At 73.4% G+C, this 20,252-nt stretch carries 23 protein-coding genes; 10 read left to right on the top strand and 13 right to left on the bottom strand.

Annotation, left to right across the window (positions count from 1 at the left end; all coding sequences use genetic code 11):
• Nucleotides 1–44 precede the first annotated feature (44 nt).
• Nucleotides 45–239, top strand: coding sequence for a hypothetical protein (locus tag ACN269_RS30925; protein WP_421475778.1), 195 nt, complete (start codon nucleotides 45–47; stop codon nucleotides 237–239).
• Between the two features lie 108 nt (nucleotides 240–347).
• On the opposite strand, the gene ACN269_RS30920 is transcribed toward ACN269_RS30925, so the two are convergent.
• From ACN269_RS30920 to ACN269_RS30905, 4 genes are all read right to left on the bottom strand, one after another.
• Nucleotides 348–551, bottom strand: a complete 204-nt coding sequence (locus ACN269_RS30920) for a cold-shock protein (protein ID WP_011905669.1) — start codon at nucleotides 549–551, stop codon at nucleotides 348–350.
• Between the two features lie 288 nt (nucleotides 552–839).
• A complete protein-coding gene (locus ACN269_RS30915) occupies nucleotides 840–1,112 on the bottom strand; it encodes a DUF4235 domain-containing protein (RefSeq protein WP_421475776.1) in 273 nt (90 codons plus the stop codon).
• Entirely contained in the window at nucleotides 1,109–1,471 is a 363-nt protein-coding gene (locus ACN269_RS30910; RefSeq protein WP_396802475.1) for a DUF3618 domain-containing protein, read from the bottom strand. The genes ACN269_RS30915 and ACN269_RS30910 overlap by 4 nt, the downstream gene beginning before the upstream one ends.
• Nucleotides 1,468–1,902 (bottom strand): phage holin family protein, encoded by a 435-nt coding sequence (locus ACN269_RS30905; RefSeq protein WP_355053394.1) that lies wholly within the window; start codon nucleotides 1,900–1,902, stop codon nucleotides 1,468–1,470. Before ACN269_RS30905 ends, ACN269_RS30910 begins: the two co-directional genes overlap by 4 nt.
• 275 nt (nucleotides 1,903–2,177) lie before the next feature.
• Between ACN269_RS30905 and ACN269_RS30900 the strand changes: the two genes are divergently transcribed.
• The gene (locus ACN269_RS30900) at nucleotides 2,178–3,170 is read left to right on the top strand and encodes a trypsin-like serine peptidase (protein WP_421475774.1); all 993 of its coding nucleotides are present in this window, start codon (nucleotides 2,178–2,180) and stop codon (nucleotides 3,168–3,170) included.
• Nucleotides 3,171–3,227: 57 nt separating this feature from the next.
• Here ACN269_RS30900 and ACN269_RS30895 read toward each other — a convergent pair whose 3' ends face one another.
• From ACN269_RS30895 to ACN269_RS30885, 3 genes are all read right to left on the bottom strand, one after another.
• On the bottom strand, nucleotides 3,228–4,415 hold the full coding sequence (locus ACN269_RS30895) for a mechanosensitive ion channel family protein (protein ID WP_421475773.1): 1,188 nt from the start codon (nucleotides 4,413–4,415) through the stop codon (nucleotides 3,228–3,230).
• 83 nt (nucleotides 4,416–4,498) lie between these two features.
• Entirely contained in the window at nucleotides 4,499–5,320 is an 822-nt protein-coding gene (locus tag ACN269_RS30890; RefSeq protein WP_421475772.1) for a DUF1206 domain-containing protein, read from the bottom strand.
• Between the two features lie 59 nt (nucleotides 5,321–5,379).
• A complete protein-coding gene (locus ACN269_RS30885; RefSeq protein WP_421475770.1) occupies nucleotides 5,380–5,745 on the bottom strand; it encodes a hypothetical protein in 366 nt (121 codons plus the stop codon).
• A 75-nt stretch (nucleotides 5,746–5,820) separates the two neighbouring features.
• Here ACN269_RS30885 and ACN269_RS30880 point away from each other — a divergent pair, with 75 nt between their 5' ends.
• Both ACN269_RS30880 and ACN269_RS30875 read left to right on the top strand, forming a co-directional pair.
• Nucleotides 5,821–7,047 (top strand): cysteine desulfurase-like protein, encoded by a 1,227-nt coding sequence (locus tag ACN269_RS30880; RefSeq protein ID WP_421475769.1) that lies wholly within the window; start codon nucleotides 5,821–5,823, stop codon nucleotides 7,045–7,047.
• Nucleotides 7,044–7,334, top strand: coding sequence for a GNAT family N-acetyltransferase (locus tag ACN269_RS30875; RefSeq protein ID WP_421475767.1), 291 nt, complete (start codon nucleotides 7,044–7,046; stop codon nucleotides 7,332–7,334). The genes ACN269_RS30880 and ACN269_RS30875 overlap by 4 nt, the downstream gene beginning before the upstream one ends.
• 2 nt (nucleotides 7,335–7,336) lie before the next feature.
• Here ACN269_RS30875 and ACN269_RS30870 read toward each other — a convergent pair whose 3' ends face one another.
• A complete protein-coding gene (locus ACN269_RS30870) occupies nucleotides 7,337–8,830 on the bottom strand; it encodes a glycoside hydrolase family 3 protein (protein ID WP_421475765.1) in 1,494 nt (497 codons plus the stop codon).
• A gap of 209 nt (nucleotides 8,831–9,039) precedes the next feature.
• Here ACN269_RS30870 and ACN269_RS30865 point away from each other — a divergent pair, with 209 nt between their 5' ends.
• The 4 genes from ACN269_RS30865 (at nucleotide 9,040) to ACN269_RS30850 (ending at nucleotide 12,499) form a co-directional block, all read left to right on the top strand.
• Nucleotides 9,040–9,165 carry a hypothetical protein gene (locus ACN269_RS30865; protein WP_355237685.1) on the top strand — a complete coding sequence of 42 codons (126 nt, stop codon included), beginning with the start codon at nucleotides 9,040–9,042 and terminating at the stop codon, nucleotides 9,163–9,165.
• A gap of 89 nt (nucleotides 9,166–9,254) precedes the next feature.
• A complete protein-coding gene (locus ACN269_RS30860) occupies nucleotides 9,255–10,205 on the top strand; it encodes a TIGR03557 family F420-dependent LLM class oxidoreductase (RefSeq protein ID WP_421475762.1) in 951 nt (316 codons plus the stop codon).
• 74 nt (nucleotides 10,206–10,279) lie between these two features.
• Nucleotides 10,280–11,911 carry a RecQ family ATP-dependent DNA helicase gene (locus tag ACN269_RS30855; RefSeq protein ID WP_421475760.1) on the top strand — a complete coding sequence of 544 codons (1,632 nt, stop codon included), beginning with the start codon at nucleotides 10,280–10,282 and terminating at the stop codon, nucleotides 11,909–11,911.
• A gap of 84 nt (nucleotides 11,912–11,995) precedes the next feature.
• Nucleotides 11,996–12,499: a hypothetical protein gene (locus ACN269_RS30850; protein WP_421475758.1), complete on the top strand. Its 504-nt coding sequence runs from the start codon at nucleotides 11,996–11,998 to the stop codon at nucleotides 12,497–12,499.
• On the opposite strand, the gene ACN269_RS30845 is transcribed toward ACN269_RS30850, so the two are convergent.
• The gene (locus ACN269_RS30845; protein WP_421475757.1) at nucleotides 12,489–14,078 is read right to left on the bottom strand and encodes an MFS transporter; all 1,590 of its coding nucleotides are present in this window, start codon (nucleotides 14,076–14,078) and stop codon (nucleotides 12,489–12,491) included. The genes ACN269_RS30850 and ACN269_RS30845 overlap by 11 nt on opposite strands.
• 79 nt (nucleotides 14,079–14,157) lie before the next feature.
• Between ACN269_RS30845 and ACN269_RS30840 the strand changes: the two genes are divergently transcribed.
• A complete protein-coding gene (locus ACN269_RS30840; RefSeq protein WP_421475756.1) occupies nucleotides 14,158–14,919 on the top strand; it encodes a TetR/AcrR family transcriptional regulator in 762 nt (253 codons plus the stop codon).
• A 9-nt stretch (nucleotides 14,920–14,928) separates the two neighbouring features.
• Complete coding sequence (locus tag ACN269_RS30835) at nucleotides 14,929–15,957, top strand: helix-turn-helix domain-containing protein (protein WP_421475754.1); 1,029 nt, start codon at nucleotides 14,929–14,931, stop codon at nucleotides 15,955–15,957.
• Between the two features lie 169 nt (nucleotides 15,958–16,126).
• On the opposite strand, the gene ACN269_RS30830 is transcribed toward ACN269_RS30835, so the two are convergent.
• The 4 genes from ACN269_RS30830 to ACN269_RS30815 are packed head-to-tail and all read right to left on the bottom strand — an operon-like array spanning nucleotide 16,127 to nucleotide 20,244.
• The gene (locus tag ACN269_RS30830; RefSeq protein WP_421475753.1) at nucleotides 16,127–17,110 is read right to left on the bottom strand and encodes a DNA topoisomerase IB; all 984 of its coding nucleotides are present in this window, start codon (nucleotides 17,108–17,110) and stop codon (nucleotides 16,127–16,129) included.
• Nucleotides 17,094–18,047: a glycosyltransferase family 9 protein gene (locus tag ACN269_RS30825; RefSeq protein WP_421476663.1), complete on the bottom strand. Its 954-nt coding sequence runs from the start codon at nucleotides 18,045–18,047 to the stop codon at nucleotides 17,094–17,096. The genes ACN269_RS30830 and ACN269_RS30825 overlap by 17 nt, the downstream gene beginning before the upstream one ends.
• Nucleotides 18,044–18,745 (bottom strand): SDR family oxidoreductase, encoded by a 702-nt coding sequence (locus ACN269_RS30820; protein WP_421475751.1) that lies wholly within the window; start codon nucleotides 18,743–18,745, stop codon nucleotides 18,044–18,046. The genes ACN269_RS30825 and ACN269_RS30820 overlap by 4 nt, the downstream gene beginning before the upstream one ends.
• Entirely contained in the window at nucleotides 18,742–20,244 is a 1,503-nt protein-coding gene (locus tag ACN269_RS30815; protein WP_421475749.1) for a PfkB family carbohydrate kinase, read from the bottom strand. The genes ACN269_RS30820 and ACN269_RS30815 overlap by 4 nt, the downstream gene beginning before the upstream one ends.
• Between the last annotated feature and the right edge of the window lie 8 nt (nucleotides 20,245–20,252).

The raw sequence follows: 20,252 nt of genomic DNA, 5'->3' as shown, positions 1-20,252 counted from the left end.
CGCCCGGGGCGGCGTGCCGCCCGAGGCGGCGAGGAGGGTGCGCGATGAGAGGCTGGCTGACACTCACCCTCGGCCTGCTGGCCGTGGTGATCGGTGCGGTGTGGACGGTGCAGGGCCTCGGCTTCGTCGACGGCAGCCCGATGACCGACGAGACGCTCTGGGTGGTGGTGGGCCCGATCGTGGCCGCCGCCGGGCTGGTGACGCTCTGGTTGGGGCTGCGCTCGCGACGCCGGCTGTGAGAGCCGGCCTGAGCGGGTGAGCGGTGGACGTGGAAAGCCCCGCATCCCGGAGCGGGATACGGGGCTTCACTTCAACGAGCCCTGACCGGCGGGGGCCGGCCAGCTGTGTCAGAGGGGACGGACCTGCTCGGCCTGCGGGCCCTTCTGACCCTGGGCGATCTCGAACTCCACCCGCTGGTTCTCCTCCAGCGTGCGGTAGCCGCTGGTCTGGATGGCCGAGAAGTGGACGAACACGTCAGCACCCCCGCCGTCGACGGTGATGAAGCCGAAGCCCTTGTCAGCGTTGAACCACTTCACGGTTCCCTGCGCCATGTGTATCTCCTTCTAAAACTGGCGGCCGTGCACGCCGTGCGGCCGATTGGCCGTTTTCGAGCAGCGGCGTCTGAGGCGGCCCCCACGAAGGAGACTTCTCTCAACCCACGCCATCTCGCAACAGCGTGGAACAGCAAATCACGTACGCAAAAAGTCTGCACGACCTGTCCGACGAATTTCTCCGACATGTGACCTGACGGATGCCCGAGATCGCTGGGCGGCGTTGCGAGTCGTGCGAAAGGCCCCCCTCCCGTCGATGGGGAAGGGGGCCTGACATCGATGTCCTGGTCAGTCCGGCCAGTGGCCCGTCATCCGACGGACGCCGACCGCTCCGCCCCGGTCCACGGCGGCGCGGACCACCGCGAAGATGGCCCCCTGCAACGCCGCGGCGGCCAGGATCTCGCCCCAACCGCGGTCCTCGTCGGTGGCGCTCGGCGCCTCGCCGTCGCCCGCCGTGACCTTCCAGACCTGCCGGAAGATCGCGCCGGCCACCGTACCCGCGGCGATACCCAACAACACGCCGACCGGCCGGTACGCGACCTTGCCGATGCTCCTGCTCACCTACGCCTCCCCCGCACGATCATCAGCACCACCACGGTGGCCACCGCGCTGGCGGCGATCGCCGCCCACGGCACCGGGTTGCGTCGAACCAGCTCGCTCTTCTCGCGGACCAGGCCGCCCTTGTCGTACGCCTGCGCGCGAGCCATCCCGGCGCCGCGCGCGGCCTGCCCGCGGACCCGGGCCACGGTCTGCGCCGCCTGCTCGCGCATCCGCTCCTTCGCCTGCTCGGCGGACTCCTTCAGACGGGCCTTGACGTCCGCCTTGGCGGCCAACGCCTCCATGGTCTCGCCCAGCTCCACCCGGGTACGGCGGATCTCCTCGCGCAGGGCCTCGGTGTCGCCCGTCCCGTTGCCCGTCATGCCCGCCCCCTGTCCTTCACGGCGGCGGCCACGGTGTCCACGTCGGCACGGAGGCTGCGGACCGTCGCCGCCGGCACCGGCGGGACCGCACGACTGACCTGCTTCTTGCCCACCAGCGCGAGGATGCCGGCCACCAGGAAGAGCGCCACCGCCACGATCAGCGCGGCGGCCCAGGCGGGCAGCACCAGGTCCAGCAGCAGGATGGCGGTGACGACGAGCGCGCCCAGGCCGTAGAACGCCAGCGCTCCGCCGCCGCCGAACAGGCCGATCCCGATGCCGGCGTGCTTGCCCTTCTGGGTCAACTCCGCCCGGGCCAGCGCCAGTTCGTCCCGTACCAGGCGGGATACCTGTTCGGTGGCCCGCTGCACCAGCTCGGCGGTGGAGGGCTCGCTCCCGTTGCGGGATGTGCGGGCATTCGCCACGTCAGCCATGCTGTCCTCCTTTCCTCATCACCGCGCTGTATGCCCGGAGTCGCCGCTCGTCAATCCTAAAGCGCGCCGAGCAGGCATCTGTCCGTGTCGGGCGACCGCCGCGCCGCGCATTGGCGCAGCGGTTCCCGAGAGGTGAAGAGATGCCCGGCAGCAGATCCCCCACCCAAGCCCGCCCAAACCTCTCACCCACCCCCATCGCGGCGGGTGGCACCACGACCATCGACTCCTCATCGCGGCCTGACAGGTTCCTGACATCGTTTCCGCACGATGGGCCGATGAGAAAAACGCGAGCCACGCTCTGCGCCGTGGCGCTGCTACCCGCGCTCGTCCCGGCCACCCCGGCCGCGGCCCAGCGGGCCGAGGTCACCACCCGGGACGGTGCGCTCACCGCCGGGCAGCAACGGGCGGTCGACCGGTACTGGACCCCGGACCGGATGCGGATGGCCGGCGCGCTCGTGCCGGAGATCACCCCGATGCCGCCGGACGACGACACGCCGGACGACGCGACCGTCCCGCCCGCCGACCAGCCCGACCCCGGCGCGGTGTGGACGCACGGTGGGGCGGTCACCAGGACGGTGGGACGGCTGTTCTTCACCTTCAACGACGGGTACGACGGCAGCTGCACGGCAACCTCCGTCCGCAGCCCCAACCGCAGCACGGTGGTCACCGCCGCACACTGCTTCCGGGGTACGGGGGACCCCGCCGACGCGGACACCTGGAACCACAACGTGTACTTCGTGCCCGGCTACCGCAACGGCAGCAAGCCGTACGGTGGTTTCAGCGTCCGCGTCATGTTCACGTCGAGCCGGTGGGACACCGGCACCGACTCCAGCGAGGTCGCCGTCGCCGGCTACGACACCGGGGTAGCGGTGGTCAACCCCCGGGCCGACGGCCGGCGGCTCGGCGACGCCGTCGGCAGCCAGGAGATCGCCTTCCAGCCGCCGGTGAACGGCGAGTTCGTCCACGCGTTCGGCTATCCGCACGTGCAGTCGGGTACCCAGTGGCTCGGCGCCCGCATGGTCCACTGCGCCGGTGCGGCGCGACCCGGGCCGGACGCCCCACTGCTGTTCGGCATGCGCTGCGACATGGCCCACGGCGCGAGCGGCGGCCCGCACCTCGTCGGCTTCGACCCCGCGACCGGTCACGGCGTCGTCGTCGGGGTCACCACCACCGGCAGCGACCTGGCCGGCGGCCCGGAGGAGCGTTCCTACGCCACCCGCCTGGGGTCCGCCGCGAAGCTGCTCTACGACCGCGCCGCCCGACGCTGAACCACGGTGATCAGGGGGTTCCGGTCGGCGCCCCCTGATCACCATGGCCGGCCGGGGTCAGGGGCGGGATTCCTCGGGGCCCACGAAGGCTTCGCTGCGGGCGTCGCCGTCGTCGCTGCCGCCGAAGACACGGGCGTCGTCCGGCGCCTCGGTGTCCGACGGGCGGCGTACCGGCCGCCTGGGCTGCACCCACTGCCAGGGCAGGTTGCTGGTGGCGTCGCCCAGCTCGGTCCGGACGCGGGGCATGGCGGTGGGCCGGTTGTCGCGGATCCAGCCGACCAGGTGCTCGCGGACGAGGGCGCGCAGGTCCCACAGGCTGCCCGCGTCGGCGGCGCTGACCAACGCCCGCAGCCGCACCATCCCGCCGGTGGCGTCGGTGACCTGGAGGACGCAGACCCGGCCGTCCCACAGCTCGGTGCCCTCGACCAGCCGGCGCAGCTCCTCCCGCATGGTCTGCACCGGCACGGCCCAGTCGACGTCGAACTCGGCGGTGCCGAGGACCGCCGCCTCGGTACGGGTCCAGTTCTGGAACGGCTTGCTGGTGAAGTACGAGGTGGGCAGGATCAGCCGCCGGTCGTCCCAGATCTGCACCACGACGTAGCTGAGGGTCAGCTCCTCGATCCGGCCCCACTCCCCCTCGACGACCACCACGTCGTCGAGGCGGACCGCGTCGCTAAAGGCGAGTTGCAGCCCGGCGAAGACGTTGCCGAGCAGGCTCTGGGCGGCCAGTGCGGCCACCACACCGACGACACCGGCGGAGGTCAGCACCCCGGCGCCGATGCCCCGCACGCTCGGGAACGTCATCAGCATCACGCCGACGGTCAGGATGACGATCACCGCGATGGTCAGCCGGCGCAGCATCACCACCTGCGTACGGACCCGCCGGGCGTGCCGGTTGTTGGGCACGTCGACCCGGAACCGGGCCAGCGCGGTGTCCTCGACGACGACCAGCAGCGCCGCCACCAGCCAGGCGGTGCTGGCGATCACGCAGAGCACCAGCAGGTGCAGCAGCAGTCGTCGCCAGCTCTCGCCGACGGCGTAACCGGTGCTGAAGCGGACGGCGAACTGCACGGCGAGCACCGTGGCGGCGACCTGGAACGGGCGGTGCGCGTGGTCGGTCAACTCGGTCAACAGCTGGGACCGGCGGCCGAACCGCCGGGTGATCCGGTGGATGACCTCGACCACGAAGAGGGCGACCGCCGCCGCGGCGAGCGCGGCGACGGTCGTTTCGAGATAGCTCTGCACGAGTGGGGCGCTTCCCTTCGACCGAGCGGCGGAACTTCAGGGCAAAAGCCCAATAATGCCCGACATCCTCGGTATCGACCAGTTCAGACCTTGCGGTACCGGGACTGGAGGAAGCAGTAGACGCCGAAGGCGGCGATGCCGAGGGCGACCAGGGTCAGCAGGAACGAGCCGTACGACTGCTCACGCAGGGTGTGCAGGGCGGCGTCCAGACCGCGGGCCTTCTCCGGGTCGTACTTCACCGCCGCGACGATGACCAGCAGGCCGGCGATGCCGTACGCGACGCCCTTGGCGACGTACCCGGCGACGCCGAGGCGGCGGGCCAGCTGGCGGGTCTTCGGGCTCATCTCGCCGGTCTTGAGGTGCTTCTCGAACGTCTTGCGGATGCCGTAGATGACCAGGCCGATGCCGATCGCCGCGACCACCAGCCCGGCCAGGCCGACCAGCCAGCGGCCGCCGGTGGAGGTCATCAGCTTGCCGGTCAGCGCCTCCTGGCTGTCGGCGCTGTTCGACGCGGCGTCCTTGAACACCTTGAAGGCGGTCCAGGCGAAGTAGAGGTAGACGATGGTCCGGCCGGCCGAGGCCAGCCGCTCCATGGTCCGCTCCTTGCCCCGCTCGGCGCGGTGCCCGCCCGCCGCCTCGAGGCCCTGCCAGATCGCCATGGCGAGCAGGCCGACCGCGACGGCGATGACGAGGAACTTACCGAGAGGCTGCGCGGAGAGGGTACGCAGCGCGCCGGACTGGTCGCCGTCGTCGGACGACGTGCCGAACGCGATCTGCAACGCCAACCAGGCGAAGAGGAGGTGGACGATGCCGTAGCCGATGAAGCCGGCCCGGGCGAGGAGTTCCAGCCACCGGTTGTCCGCCGTGCGGGAGGCGGTGGCTTCGGCGCTACGGGTGAGTGACATGACGTCACAATCTCCGATTCGGAAGATTCCCAAACGTCGGCCACCGCCGCCCGACGAGGTCAGCTGCCCGGGTTGCGGGAAACGCGGATCTTGACCTGCTGGTCGGTGACGCTGTCGAGGGTGACCGCGAACCCGCCGGCCTCGGTGGCCTGCTGGCCGGTGGTGAGGGTGAGCTGCTCACCGGCGACCTCGATGGTCACCTGGTCGCCCTCGGCGCCGACCAGCTTCGCCTCGACGCCGAGGATGGTGGCGCTCGCCTCGACGCCCCGCTCGAAGGTGACCGTGCAGGCGTCCAGCCCGCAGTCGGTGGAGGCGCCCTGGGAGCTGCAGCCGGCGAGCAGGGCGAGGCCGAGCGCCACGGCGGCGACCAGGCCGGCGGCACGGCGGGTGGTGGGCAGGGGGATGGTGGCGGGTCGGTTCGTCACCCCGCCAAGGGTACGAGACGGCCGCGACGACCGGGCGGGAGCGAACGCGGCAGGCGTCCCGGCTAGGGTCCGGGCATGGCCTTCGACCTCGCCCGCACCCGGGCCGCCTATCCCGCCCTGACCGAGGGCTTCGTCCACTTCGACGGCGCCGGGGGGACGCAGACCGCAGCCGGCGTGGTCGACGCGGTCACCGACGCCATGCGCGCTGCCGTCGGCAATCGCAGCGCCGCCTTCACGCCCGGTCGTCGCTCGCTGGAGCTGGTGGCGCAGGCCCGCTCGGCGGTCGCCGACCTGCTCGGGGCCGAGCCGGACGGGGTGGTGCTCGGACCGAGCGCGACCGCGCTGACGTACACCCTGGCCCGTACCCTCGGCGCGACCTGGCGGCCGGGCGACGAGGTGGTGGTGTCCCGGCTCGACCACGACGCCAACGTGCGCCCGTGGGTGCAGGCCGCCGAGGCGGCCGGCGCGACGGTGCGCTGGGCCGAGGTCGACCGGCACACCGGTGAGCTGCCCAGCGGCCAGTACGCCGACCTGGTGGGCGAGCGGACCCGGCTGGTGGCGGTGACCGCCGGCAGCAACGCCGTCGGCACCGTGCCGGACGTGCCGGCGATCGCCAAGATCGCACACTCGGTCGGGGCGCTCGTCTGCGTGGACGGCGTGCACTCGGTGCCGCACGGGCCGACCGACCTGGCGTCGCTCGGCGCGGACGTGCTGGTCACCAGCGCGTACAAGTGGTCCGGGCCGCACCTGGCCGCGATGGTCGCCGAGCCGGGCCGGTGGGCCGGGCTGCGCCCGGCGAAGCTGGTGCCGTCCTCCGACGCGGTGCCGGACCGTTTCGAGTACGGCACACCGAGCTTTCCGCTGCTGGCCGGGGTGACCGCCGCCGTGGACCACCTCGCCGCCCTGGACCCGGACGCGACCGGCGACCGCCGGGCGCGGCTGCGGGCCGGGTTGGCTGCCGCCCAGGCCCACGAGGAGGCGCTGTTGGACCGGCTGCTCGCCGGTCTCGCCGAGCGGCCCGCCGTCACGGTCTACGGCTCGCCGGCCCGGCGCTGCCCGACGGTCTCCTTCCGGGTCGCCGGGCTGTCGCCGCAGCAGACCCAGCAGGCGCTGGGCGACGCCGGGTTCTGCCTCTCGGCCGGTGACTACTACGCCTACGAGTACTTCCAGACGATGGGTCTGCGCGACAGCGGTGGCGCGGTGCGGGCCAGCATCTACCACTACAACACCGTCGACGAGGTGGACCGGTTGCTCGCCGAACTCGACGTGGTGGCCGCCGGGGCGGGGACAATGACCAGGTGAACACCCTCGTCGAGGACAATCCCGCCAAGAACCGGTTCGAGATCCTGGTCGACGACGCGCTGGCCGGCTTCACCGCCTACGTGCCGCGTGGAGAGGACGTGCTGGTCTTCACGCACACCCAGGTGGACCCGGGCTTCCAGGGCAAGGGAGTCGGCGGCGTGCTGATCCGCGCCACGCTCGATGAGGTGCGGGCCCGGGGTGGCCGGGTGGTGCCGCAGTGCCCGTTCGTGGCGGCGTTCATCGAGAAGCATCCCGAGTACGCCGACCTGGTCGCCGAAGCGCCGTAGCGTCAGCGGGTCCGGCCGGTCAACACCTCGGCGGCGGCCCGCCCGCTGGCCCGGGTGGCGCCGTGGGTGGCCAGGTGCACCGCCCCGACGACCAGCTCGGGCACGCCCAGTTCGACCACGACCGCGTCCGGCCGGTCGGCGAGGGCCCGCCGCACCGCCGCGCGCATCCAGTCGTGCCGGTGCAGGTCACGGACGACCAGGACCAGCGGACGGTCCCCGGCGTCGGCGCCCGGGTCGGCGGGCACGTCGGGCTCGGCGTGGCGGACCGTCGTCGTGCCGGGCAGCAGTTCGCCGAGCGGCCCGCCGATGCCCCACGGGGTCTCCGCGCCGATGGCGATGTTGCGCGGCGGCTCGAACTCCACCACGTGGGCGGCGCGGGTCAGGGGCAGCGCGACCGGCGCGTCCGGGCCGGTGGTGACCCGTACGGCCCGTCGGGCGGCGACCAGCCCGACGTCGGTGGCCCGGTGGGCGGCGTCCGGTCGGGCGGCGCGGGCGGCCACCGTCCAGGCGGCGAGCTGACCGACCCGCTTGGCGGCCTCGGCGAGGCGCTCCTCGGGCAGGTCGCCGGAGACGACGGCGGCCACGATCGCGTCGCGCAGTTCCCGGGCGGCCTCCTCGTCGCTGCGCTCGCCACCGACGCAGATGGCGTCGGCGCCGGCCGCGAGCGCGCGCACGGCCGCCCCGGCGAAGCCGTACCGGTCGGCGACCGCGCGCATCTCGACGGCGTCGGTCACGACCACGCCGGAGAAGCCCAGTTCGTCGCGGAGCAGGCCACCCAGGATGCGCTGACTCAGCGTGGCCGGCAGGTCCGGGTCGAGCGCGGGCACCAGCAGGTGGCCGGTCATCACCGCCTGCGTGCCGGCCGCCACGGCGGCCCGGAAGGGGGCCAGCTCGCAGGCGTCCAGGCGGGCCCGGTCGGCGGTGATGCGCGGCAGGTCGTGGTGGGAGTCGACGCGGGTGTCCCCGTGTCCGGGGAAGTGCTTGGCACAGGCGGCCACTCCGCCGCCCTGGAGCCCGCGGATCCAGGCGGCGGTGTGCCGCGCGACGAGCGCCGGGTCGGCTCCGAAGGATCGGACGCCGATCACCGGGTTGGCCGGGTTGGAGTTGACGTCGGCGTCCGGGGCGTAGTCGAGGGTCACCCCGGCCGCCGCCAGCTCGATGCCGAGGTCCAGGGCGACGGCCTCGGTCAGCGCCGGGTCGTCGACCGCGCCGAGGGCGTAGTTGCCCGGTCGGGAGCTGCCCCGGCCGGACTCGATCCGGGTGACGTCACCGGCCTCCTCGTCGATGGCCACGATGACGTCCGGCCGCTCGGCGCGCAGGGTCGCGGTGAGCGCCGCCACCTGGGCGGTGTCGACGACGTTGCGGGCGAACAGCACCACCGAGCCGAGCCCTTCGCCGAGCCAGCGGCACACCCAGGGCGGCGGCGTGGTGCCCACGAACCCGGGTTGCAGGACGGCTGCGGCCAACGTCGGAAGGTGCCCGGCCGGCGCGGTCACGCCGTCGCCTCGGAACGGTCGACGTTCCTCGTCGGCGCGGTGACGCCGACCCGCTGGTTGCGCTCGCTCATGCGGCCCCGTACCCCATCTCTCGCGCGCCCTCGGCGCACCGCCCGCGGCAGGCGGTGCTGCCATGGTCACACCGAGCGATTCAATAGTCAATAAACCTTACAGTTGCCCGGTGGGACCGTTCCCGGGAGAGTGCGGGGATGGACACCGCCCTGCTGGCCGACGCCACGAGCCCGGCCGACATCCCCGGCGTACGCCTGCTCGGCCTGGTGGTCGGCGCCCTGCTGCTGCTCGCCGCGATCCGGGCCATGTTCGGCCGACGCTGAGGCGATCGGTCCCCGACCCGTCGGTGTGGCCCGCCGCGACCGGGGTACGGCTCTGGCCAAGAGCAGGACCGCGCGCCGAAGGGGAAGCGATGAAGATCGGATACTTTCTGTCCAGTGAGGAGTACGCGCCGGCCGAGCTGCTGGCGCAGGCCCGGGGCGCCGAGGCGGCCGGCTTCGAGGCACTGTGGATCTCCGACCACTACCACCCCTGGGTCGACGCGCAGGGCCAGAGCCCCTTCGTCTGGTCGATGATCGGCGCGCTCAGCCAGGTCTGCTCGCTGCCGGTGACCACGGCGGTGACCTGCCCGACCGTACGGATCCACCCGGCCGTGATCGCCCAGGCGGCGGCGACCAGCGCGGTGCTGCACGGCGGTCGGTTCGTGCTCGGGGTCGGCACCGGCGAGGCGCTCAACGAGCACATCTTCGGCGACGCCTGGCCGTCCGCCGACGTCCGGCTGGAGATGCTCGAAGAGGCCGTCGAGGTCATGCGCGAGCTGTGGCGGGGCGACTTCGTCCACCACCGGGGCACGCACTACACGGTGGAGAACGCCCGGGTCTACACGCTGCCGGACACCCCGCCGTCGATCTACGTCTCCGGGTTCGGGCCGAAGGCCGTCGACCTGGCCGCCCGCATCGGCGACGGCTACGTGAGCACCATGCCCGACGGCGAGCTGGTCCGGCGCTTCCGGGAGAACGGCGGCGGCGACAAGCCGTGCCAGGCCGGGTTCAAGGCGGCGTTCGCGGCCAGCGAGGACGAGGGCGCGCGGATCGCGTACGAGCGCTGGCCCAACGCGGGTGTGCCGGGCGAGCTGTCGCAGGTGCTGCCCTCGCCACGCCACTTCGAGCAGGCCGCCGAGCTGGTCACGCAGGACATGGTGCGGGACGCGTTCGTCTGCGGCAACAGCGCCGACGCGCACCTGGAGATGATCGACGAGTACGCCAAGGCCGGCTTCGACGAGCTGTACGTGGCCAACACCGGCCCGCACTTCCAGGGCCTGTTCGACCTCTACCAGCGCGAGGTCCTGCCCCGCCTGCGGTGAGACGGAACGCACCCGAGCCCATGATCTCCCGAAGGTGTTTCGGTGGTCATGGGCTCGGGTACCTCCGGCCCTCGATGAAACTGTCCACGCACTCGATGACGTTGCGCCGCGCCGCGAAGAGCCTCTTCGGCTGGAAAGCGCTCCGGCCCAACCAGCTCGCCGCCATGCGCGCGGTGATGAAGCGACACGACGCCCTGGTGGTGTTGCCCACCGGCGCCGGCAAGTCGGCGATCTACCAGATCCCGGCCAGCCTGATCCCCGGCCCGACGGTGGTGATCTCTCCGCTGCTGGCCCTCCAACAGGACCAGATCGCGGCGCTCAACGAGCGGCAACGTCCCGAGCTGCGGGCGGTACGGATCAGCTCGAACGAGTCGGCCACCCAGCAGGCGGAGGCGATCGCCGAGATCCAGGCCGGGCGGGCGGAGTTCCTGTTCATCACGCCGGAGCAGTTGAGCAACCCGGACCGGATGGCCGAGGTCGCCGCGCTGAAGCCAGCGTTGGTGGCGATCGACGAGGCGCACTGCATCTCCGCCTGGGGGCACGACTTCCGGCCCGACTACCTGGCGCTGGGTCACCTCATCGAGGGCATCGGCCGACCGCCGGTGGTCGCGCTGACCGCCACCGCGTCCCCGCCCGTACGCGACGACATCATCGCCCGGCTGCGGCTGCGCGACCCGGAGGTGGTGGTCTCCGGGCTGGACCGGCCCAACCTCTTCCTGGAGGTGGCGCACTGCCCCACCGAGGACTATCGCTGGCGGCGACTGATCGCCCTGCTGCGCGACGACGAGCGGCCGGGGATCATCTACGTGCCGACCCGCCGCTCGGCCGAGGAGTTGGCCGAGAAGTTGACCAAGGCGGGGTTCCCGGCGCAGTTCTACCACGGCGGGATGCCGGCCGGCGCACGCAACGACCTGCACGAGGCGTTCCTCGCCGACCAGGTGCCCATCATGGTCGCCACCTCGGCGTTCGGCATGGGCATCGACAAGCCGAACATCGCCTGGGTGGTGCACACGGCGTTGCCCGACTCGCCGGACAGCTACTTCCAGGAGATCGGCCGGGCCGGGCGGGACGGGCAACCGGCCCGGGTGCTGCTGCTCTGGCGGGCCGAGGACGTGGGCCTGCAACGGTTCTTCAGCGGCGGCCTGCCGGACGAGAACGAGTTGCGGGACCTGGCCGCGCTGCTGCGCCGCAAGCCGGCCACCAAGACCGAGCTGCGGGAAACCACCGGCCTCGGGCCGCGCAAGCTGGGTCAGTACCTGTCGCTGCTGGAGCAGGTGGGTGCCGCGGAACCCCGCGCGCGCCAGCGCATCGGGGCCCCGCGCTACTCCCCCACACCCGTCGACGCGGCGTCGGCGGCCCTGGCCGAGGCGGAACGCCAGCAGGCGGTGACGCGTTCGCGTACCGACATGATGCGGGCCTTCGCCGAGACCACCGCCTGCCGGGGGCAGACCTTGCTGGCCTACTTCGGTGAGCAGATGACCGAGGTCTGCGCGCACTGCGACAACTGCCACCGGGGCACCAGCACCGCCGACGAGGGCGCGGTCGGTCCGTTCCCGGTGCACAGCCAGGTGCGGCACGGCGAGTGGGGGCGGGGCCTGGTGCTCAGCTACGAGGACGACAAGATGACGGTCCTCTTCGACGAGGTCGGGTACAAGACCCTGTCGGTGCGCGTGGTGTCCGAGCAGGGCCTGCTAACCCTGGACTAGCCTGACCCGGGCAGCGCACGGGCCCGGTGGATCGACGAAGCAGCACCGATTGACCACACAGAGCAGGGCGGAAGGGGCATTGCCGTGATCGAGCAGCCGGCGTACACCGGTTTCGGTTTCTCCGACGAGGAGTGGGGGCTGCTGGTCGGCCTGCCGCAGTCGGTCCTGACCGCGGCGAGCGCCGCCGAGTCCGACGGCACCCGCCGGACCATGGCGGAGAACGCGGCCGGTCTGGAGTCCATCGGTGCGGGCCGGGAGTCGGCCAACCCGCTGGTCGCCGCCGTGGCCGGCGAGATCGTGACCCGGGTCGGCGACCCCGAGGCCGGCGAGGAGCTGCCGGTCATCGCGCCCGCCGACCCGCAGGCGTACATCGACGACGTGCTGGTGCGGGCCCGTGAGGCGGCCGTGTTGCTGGCCGCCCGGGTGGACGAGGGCGAGGCCGGCGCGTACAAGCACTGGCTGGTGACCATCGCCGACCAGGTCGTGGGTGCGGCGTCCAGCGGTGGTCTGCTGGGCCTCGGTGGCGAGTCGGTCAGCGACTCCGAGCGGCGGTTCCGCGACCGACTCGCCCACGTGCTCAACGACTGACCGCGACGGCGTCCGACGGTGACGGTCCGGTCGGCTCGGCGGCCAGTGCCGCGGGGTCGGCCGGCCGGACGCCGCGCAGCGTCAGCAGCGCGGTCACCGCGCCGAGCGCCATCGCCACCATGGCGGCGATGGCGGCGAGGTGCAGCCCGTCGGTGAAGGCGAACCGGGCCGCGTGCAGCACCGCGTCGCCGACCTGGGCCGGTAGTCCCCGGGCCACGGCGAGCGCGCCACCCAGGGTCTCGCCGGCCGCGTCGCGCGCGCCCGTCGGCAGTCCGGCCGGCAGCTCGTCGAGGACCTCGCGGCGGTAGATCGCGGCCCCCACACTGCCCAGGATGGCCATGCCCAGCGCGCCGCCCAGCTCGCTGCTGGACTCGGTCAGCGCGGAGGCGACACCGGCCTGCTCCGGGGGCGCCGCGCCGAGCACCAGCTCGGTGACGAGCGACATCACCATCACCAGCCCGCCGGCGTACACGCTCGCGCCGACGAGCAGCAGCCAGAGCGGCGTGTCGGGCGTGACCCGGGTCAGTACCGCGAAGCCGACGACGGCGATCGCGAAGCCGGCGCCGATAAGGTACGCCCGCTCGACCCGCTGGGCGAGCGCGGCGGCGGCCGGGGCGACGCCGCCGACCGCGAGCGACGGGACGAGACTCCACAGTGCCGCCCGCAGCGGACTCAGTCCGAGCACCAACTGGAGGTGCTGGGTGGTGAAGATGGCGAACCCGACGAGGGCGAACATCGCGAGCAGGTTGACCGCGAGCGATCCCGCGAAGCCGTGCCGGCGGAACAGCGCCAGGTCGATCATCGGGTACGCCCGGGTCCGCTGCCGGTGCAGGAAGAGCGCCCCGACCAGCAGGCCGGCGACGACGGCCAGCACCCGTACCGGGCTGACGCCGGCGCGGGCCATCTCCTTGACGCCGTAGATCACCGGCAACAGCGTGCCGAGCGACAGCGCCGCGCTGACCAGGTCGAACCGGCCGCGCGCCGGGTTGCGGAACTCGGGCACCAGGACCGGGGCGAGCAGGAGCAGCAACAGCATCGCCGGAATGTTGATCAGGAAGATGGAGCCCCACCAGAAGTGCTCCAGCAGGACGCCGCTGAGCACCGGGCCGATGGCGATACCGCCGGTGAGCGTGGCGGTCCAGATGCCGATCGCGGTGCCCCGCTGCTTCGCGTCGTGGAACATGTTGCGCACCAGGGCGAGCGTGGACGGCATCAGGGTGGCCCCGCCGACGCCGAGCACGGCCCGCGCGGCGATCAGGGTCGCGGCGCTGTCGGCGTACGCGGCCAGCAGGGACGCCGCCCCGAAGGCGGTCGCGCCCAGCAGCAGGAGCCGACGCCGGCCGATCCGGTCGCCCAGGGCGCCCATGGTGATCAGCAGCCCGGCCAGCACGAAGCCGTAGATGTCGAAGATCCAGAGTTGCTGGGTGGCGGTGGGCCGCAGCTCCTCGCTGATGAACGGGACGGCGAAGTAGAGCACCGACACGTCCATCGAGACGAGGAGCAGCGGCAGCATCAGCACCGCGAATCCGATCCACTCCCGCCGGCCCGCGCGGGGTGCCGGTGCGGTCGTCGCTGTCATGGGAACTCCTTCTGCGTATGACGTACGCTTTAATGCGTAGACCATACGCAGAACTAGGATGGCGGGGCAAGGAGGAAAAGTGACGGAGACGAAAGACGACAGCGGCCCGGCGCTCCCGCCGGCCATCGAGAGCGCCTGGGGGCTGCGCGAGCGGGCACCGAAGGGGCCTCGACCGGGTCTCACCGTGGCCGGCATCGTCGACGCGGCCGTCCGGGTCGCCGACGCCGACGGGCTGGCCGCCGTCTCGATGAGCCGGGTGGCCAAGGAGTTGGGCGCCGCCACCATGGCCCTCTACCGCCACGTCGGCTCGAAGGACGACCTGCTGACGCTCATGGTGGACGTCGGCTACGGCCCCGCCCCGGGCTCGGCCGCGCCGGACGGCGACTGGCGTGCCGGCCTGACCCGGTGGGCCTGGGCCGAACACGACGTCCTGCGACGGCGTCCCTGGCTGCTGCACATCCCGATCGCCGGGCCGCCCGCCACCCCCCAGCAGCTCGGCTGGCTGGAGGACGGGCTGGGTTGCCTCGACGGCACCCCGCTGCCCGAGAGCGCGAAGATGTCCATCCTCCTGCTGATCACCGGCTACGTGCGCAACGAGGCGATGCTCACCAACCAGATCGCCGAGGGCAGTCGGGCCGCCGGTGTCGAGCCGGGCGAGATGATGCCGGCGTACGGCGCGATGTTGGCGCGACTGATCGACCCGGTCCGCTTTCCAGGCCTGACGCGGGTGCTCGACGCCGGGGTCCTCGACCAGGACGATGGACCGGACGACGAGTTCACGTTCGGCCTGGACCGGATCCTCGACGGCGTCGAGGCCCTGATCGCCCGCCGGACGGTGTGAGGGGCGCGGATGCTGTTGCGGAACACCATCGACACCACCGTCCTGCCGCCCGCCGAGCGGTTCGGAATGTGGCTGGACCTGGTGGCGCGCACGTCCGTGCCGTTGCGGGTCGAGTCCCCGCACACCGCCGACTTCGCCGCCCAGGCCGAATTCACCGACCTCGGCGCGATCCAGCTGGCCCGGTACCAGTACCCCTCACTCGACTGCACCCGCAAGCTGATCCGGGAGTCGGACCCGGAGCTGTACATCCTCGCCTTCACCACCAGCGGGATCGGCACGTCCAGCCAGGACGGTCGGCGCAGCGAGATCCTCGCCGGCGAGTTCACCTTCTACGACGCCTCGCGCCCGCACGACGTCTGCCACTACGCGAGCGAGCCGGGACGGACCCGGGCCACCTCGATCACGACGGTGATCCCGCACTCCGCGCTCCCGCTGCCGCCGAAGCGGATGGCCGCGCTCTACGGCGGACGGATGTCCGGCAGCGAAGGGCTCGGGGCGCTGCTGGCGCAGTTCCTGATCCAGGTGACCGGGCACCCCGAGCAGTACCACGCCGCCGACGCCGGCCGGCTCGGCACGGTGGGGCTCGACCTGGCCACCACCCTGCTCGGCCGGAACCTGGTCGCCGAGGACGCGGTGCCGACCGAGGTCCGCCGCCGCGCCCTGGTCACCCAGGTGCAGGCGTACGTCCACCGGCACCTGGGCGACGCCACGCTCGGCCCGCAGACCATCGCGGACGCCCATCACATCTCGCTGCGGACGCTGCACCGCCTGTTCGAGGCCGAGAACACCACCGTGGCGGCGTACATCCGCGAGCTTCGGCTGGCCCGGTGCCGGCGCGACCTGACCGACCCGGCGCTGCGGGCCCAGCCCGTGCAGGTCGTCGCGGCGCGCTGGGGATTCGCCGACAAGGCCCACTTCAGTCGGGCATTCCGGGCGGCGTACGGGTTGAGCCCGCAGGCGTACCGCGACGGCGACCCGGTTACGGCACGGCACGTCAACGACCTGGCGTCCAGAGTCAACTCGGGCCAGGCAGACTGACAACCGACGCGGCAGAGGCGGCGCCCGCGTACCCCCGGGCCCGCGTCGACCGCGAACGGGGGCCGTGGCGAGGCGCCCGCCGTGGCACGCGGCGGGCGGCCGCCCGGTGTCGCCCCCGGCCGAGGCTCCGGCCCCGTCGCTTCCCCCCCAGGATCGTCGGCGGGGCCGGTCAGGCCTTCTCCAGCAACTCCAACACGACCCGCTCGATCTCCTCGCGGGGGGCGCCCGGGTCGACCGGCACCACCACCCCGTCGTGGTAGAGGTCGACGACCCTCGGGTCCACGTAGGACGTGCGCGCCACGGTCGGGGTGTTGCCCAGCAACTCCGCCACCGCACGCATCACCGCCGCCACCGCCCTGCGCCGGGCGGTGACCGAGCGGGCCGGGTCGGCGGCGGCCAACTCCGCCGCCGCACGCACGGTGGCGTGCCAGGTGCGGAAGTCCTTGGCGGTCATCTCGCCGCCGCTGGCGTCACGCAGGTAGCCGTTGACCTCGTCACTGCGCACGTCCCGCCATTCCCGGCCGTCCCAGTAGCCGAACAGCCGGTCCGCCCCGCGACGACGCCGACGCAGGTTGACCAGCACCTCGCACAGCTGCGGGTCCTCGATCCGGCGCACCTGCTCGATGCCGCCCTTGGCCGGGAACTCGAAGACCACGCAGTCGCCCCGGCGTCGCGCGTGCTCGGGGCGCAGGGTCGACACCCCGAACGTCGGATCGTCGCCGGCCGCGTACTGGTCGCTGCCGACCCGGAACATGCCCATGTCGAGCAGGCGGGCCACGGTGGCCAGCACCCGGTCGCGACGCAGTCCCCGCCCGACGAGGTCCTGCCCCACCCGCTCGCGCAACGTCGGCAGCCGTCGGGCCACCTCCAGCATGCGGTCGAACTTCGCCGCGTCCTGCTTCTCCCGCCACACCGGGTGGTACAGGTACTGCTTGCGTCCGGCCGCGTCGACGCCGGTGGCCTGGATGTGTCCGTTCGCGTACGGCGCGATCCACACGTCCTGCCAGGCCGGCGGAATCACGAGGTCGTTCAGCCGCGCCCGGGTGGCCGGATCGCGAACGACAGCACCGTTCGGATCGACGAAGGTCCAGCCCTTACCGCGTCGACGTCGCCCGAAGCCGGGCCGAGCCGGGTCGCTACGCCGTAACCGCACCGGAGACCCGCACCACCCTCTCCACCTCGTCCACGGCGGCCAGCACCTCGTGCAGGCGCAGGGCCGTCAATGTCGGATGGCTTCCTACCCCGTCCCACCTGGGCCAATCCCCCTCGCCGATCCAGAGCGCCCGGTGCCGGGGCCGGTCCGGCGGCGGCCCCCACGCCGCCGGGGGCACCGGCCCGAACAGCACCACCGAGGCGGTCCCGTAGGCGGTGGCCAGGTGCGCCACACCGGTGTCCCCGCTGACCACCAGCCGCGCGTCGGCGACCAGCGCGGCCAGCGCGCCGAGGTCGGTCCGGCCCGCCAGCACAGCGGACGGCGACAGACCGGCCGCCTCGGCCACCCGCTCGGCCAACCCCCGTTCGTCGGCCGAGCCGGTGACCAGCACCCGGTGCCCCCGCTCCCGCAGCGCCCGTGCCAACGCCGCGAACCGCTCGGCCGGCCACCGCTTCGCCGGGACGTTGCTGCCCGGATGCAGCAGGGTCGCGCCGACCGGCAGGCCGGCCACCGCTGGCCGGCGCAGGCCCAGGTCCCGGCGGTCGGTCGGAATGTCGTACCAGGAGAGCAGCCGGCACCAACGGTCCACCTCGTGCTCGTCGTCGCGCCAGCGCGGGCCGTCGCCGAATCCGGCATCGGCGTTGGCGAAGGCGACGAGCCGTCCGGGACGGGCGGCGGCCAGCAGTCGGTGGGACTGCGGCCCGCGCCCGTGCAGGTTCACCGCGACCTCCGGCGCACGGCCCGGCCGCAGCGGCCCGTCCAGCCCGGTGGTGTCCACCAGCTCGTCCACGACGCCGACCAGGTCGACCAGCGGGGCCAGGCCGCCGGGCGCGGCGAGCGCCAGCTCGTGATCCGGGTACGCGGCCCGCAGCGCCCGCAGCGCGGGCACCGCGGTGACCAGGTCGCCGACGCCGAGGGCGCGCAGCACGAGGATCACGGGTACGACGTCTCCTGCTCGGCGCACACCACCATCTCCCGCACCGCACAGCCGGGCGGCTGTCGGAGCGCGAACATGATCGCCGCGGCCGTGTCGACGGGGTCGTTGAGGATGGCGTCCGGGCCCGGCTTGTACTGCGGATCGCGTTCGTCGAAGAACGCGGTGCGCATGCCGCCGGGAATGAGCAGGGTGACCCCGACCTGACCGGCCAGCTCGGCGGCGAGCGCCCGGGTGAACCCGACGACGCCGAACTTCGCCGCGCAGTACGCGGTGGCGTCGCTGACCGCCTTGACGCCCAGGGTCGAGGCGACCGTGACGATGCGCCCGGCGGAGGTCTGCAGGAACGGCAGCGCGGCCCGGATCACCGCGGCCGTGGCCAGCAGGTCCACCATCACGATCCGGTCCCACGTCTCCCCCGGCACCTCGGCGAGCTTGCCCGGCACGTCCATACCGGCGGCCGTCACCACCGCGTCCAGGCCACCGGCCTGCTCGGCGAGGTGCCGGGTGGCCACCTCGGCGGCACGGGTGTCGGCGAGGTCGCACTCGGTCCAGTCCACGCCGTCGACCGGCGGCTGCCGGTCCAGCACGAGTGGACGGCCACCGGAGGCGGCCACCGCCGCGACCACCGCCGCGCCGAGCCCGCTGGAACCGCCGGTGACCAGGACAGCGGGTCCGGCGTCGGGCCTCGTGGCGGTCATCGGGTCCGCTCCCCTGCGGTCGTGACCCCGACCGCGACGCCGACCGGCTGTGGTGGCCCGCCGTCCGTGCCGAGGGCCGGCCCGGCGGCGGCACGCGCGATGAGGTCGCTGGTGGAGCGGCCGTCCAGGTACGGCACCACCACCGTGTTCCCGCCCCACCGGCGCAGCACGTCCGCCTCGGGCAGCGGGGCCGCGTCGCCGATGCCGCTCGCGTAGTCGCCGCCCTTGACCCAGACGTCCGGACGCACCCAGGACAGCACCGCCTCGGGCGTCGGCTCGTCGAAGACGAGGACGGCGTCGACGCAGCTCAGGGCGGCCAGCAGCCGGGCGCGGTCGCCCTCGGGCAGGACGGGCCGCTGCGGTCCCTTCAGCCCGGCGACGCTGGCGTCGGAGTTCACGCAGACGATCAGGCAGTCGCCGAGCTGCCGGGCGGCCTGAAGGGTCGCCAGGTGCCCGGCGTGCAACAGGTCGAAGCAGCCTCCGGTGGCCACCACCGTGCCGCCCGCGCCCCGTACCTCGGCGAGGAGCGCGGCGACCGCCGCGACACCCACCCGCTCGGCGCCGACGCCGCTCTGGCGGCCACCGCGCACGTTCACCACGTCGACCGGGGGTGGCAGGGCCGTGGCCACTCCTCCACCCGCAACGTACGCGGAGGCCTCGGCGACGGCCGCCTGCACCGCCTCGGAGACGAGCGCGCCCTGGGCCAGCGCGAGGCTCGCGGCGGCGGCGAACCGGTCGCCCGCCCCGCAGGTGTCGCCCTCGGCGCTGCCCGACGTGGGCACCACCAGCGGCGTCGACCCGGCGTGGCAGAGCAACGCGCCGTCCCCGCCCAACGTCACCGCGACCGCGCCCGCCCGCCACCGTCGACGCAGGCCCTGCGCGCCCTGGGAGGCGGTGGCGATCCGGGACGCCCCGGGCAGCGTCGGGACCAGTTCGCGCACCTCCGACTCGTTCGGGGTGGCCAGGTGCACGCCGGGCACCGCCGCCGGCCCGCGCGGGTGCGGGTCCCAGACGACCGGCGCGCGGGTCGCGGCCAGCGCGGCGCGCAGCGCGGGCTGCCGGGCGACGCCCCGGCCGTAGTCGCTGACCAGCACCGCCGACGCGGCGGCGAGCACCCGCAGCACCTCGTCGGAGGGCTGACCCGGCTCACCGGAGGGGCCACCCCGGTCGTGGCGCAGCAGCACCCGGCCCCGGGCCCGTAGCCGGATCTTCTCCGGCGTCGCGCCGGCGAGGGCCAGCGGGTACACCCGCACGCCGGCGGCGGCGAGCAGCGCGCTGAGCCGTGCGCCCCCGGCGTCGTCGGCGAGCGCGGTGACCAGCACCACGTCGGCGCCCTGCGCGGCGGCGAAGACCGCCGCGAGGCCCGCGCCGCCGGGCCGGTCGACGGCCGAGGTCTCGTCGAGCACCGGCACCGGGGAGTCCGGGCAGAGGCGGTTCACCACCCCCTCCACGTCCCGGTCGAGCAGGGTGTCCCCGACGACCACCACGGGTCCCCTCACGCCTACCT

Origin of the sequence: Micromonospora sp. WMMD736 (assembly GCF_049179015.1) — a bacterium.
GTDB lineage: Bacteria > Actinomycetota > Actinomycetes > Mycobacteriales > Micromonosporaceae > Micromonospora.
This window is presented reverse-complemented; position numbering and strand designations above follow the sequence as displayed.

Bases quoted from the DNA above. Each gene is read 5' to 3' on its own strand.
- ACN269_RS30855 (WP_421475760.1), top strand. From the start codon at position 10,280: ATGAAACTGTCCACGCACTCGATGACGTTGCGCCGCGCCGCGAAGAGC.
- ACN269_RS30905 (WP_355053394.1), bottom strand. From the start codon at position 1,902: ATGGCTGACGTGGCGAATGCCCGCACATCCCGCAACGGGAGCGAGCCC.
- ACN269_RS30880 (WP_421475769.1), top strand. From the start codon at position 5,821: ATGGCCTTCGACCTCGCCCGCACCCGGGCCGCCTATCCCGCCCTGACC.
- ACN269_RS30860 (WP_421475762.1), top strand. From the start codon at position 9,255: ATGAAGATCGGATACTTTCTGTCCAGTGAGGAGTACGCGCCGGCCGAG.
- ACN269_RS30845 (WP_421475757.1), bottom strand. From the start codon at position 14,078: ATGACAGCGACGACCGCACCGGCACCCCGCGCGGGCCGGCGGGAGTGG.
- ACN269_RS30910 (WP_396802475.1), bottom strand. From the start codon at position 1,471: ATGACGGGCAACGGGACGGGCGACACCGAGGCCCTGCGCGAGGAGATC.
- ACN269_RS30865 (WP_355237685.1), top strand. From the start codon at position 9,040: ATGGACACCGCCCTGCTGGCCGACGCCACGAGCCCGGCCGACATCCCC.
- ACN269_RS30835 (WP_421475754.1), top strand. From the start codon at position 14,929: ATGCTGTTGCGGAACACCATCGACACCACCGTCCTGCCGCCCGCCGAG.
- ACN269_RS30820 (WP_421475751.1), bottom strand. From the start codon at position 18,745: ATGACCGCCACGAGGCCCGACGCCGGACCCGCTGTCCTGGTCACCGGC.
- ACN269_RS30890 (WP_421475772.1), bottom strand. From the start codon at position 5,320: ATGTCACTCACCCGTAGCGCCGAAGCCACCGCCTCCCGCACGGCGGAC.
- ACN269_RS30920 (WP_011905669.1), bottom strand. From the start codon at position 551: ATGGCGCAGGGAACCGTGAAGTGGTTCAACGCTGACAAGGGCTTCGGC.
- ACN269_RS30900 (WP_421475774.1), top strand. From the start codon at position 2,178: ATGAGAAAAACGCGAGCCACGCTCTGCGCCGTGGCGCTGCTACCCGCG.
- ACN269_RS30925 (WP_421475778.1), top strand. From the start codon at position 45: ATGAGAGGCTGGCTGACACTCACCCTCGGCCTGCTGGCCGTGGTGATC.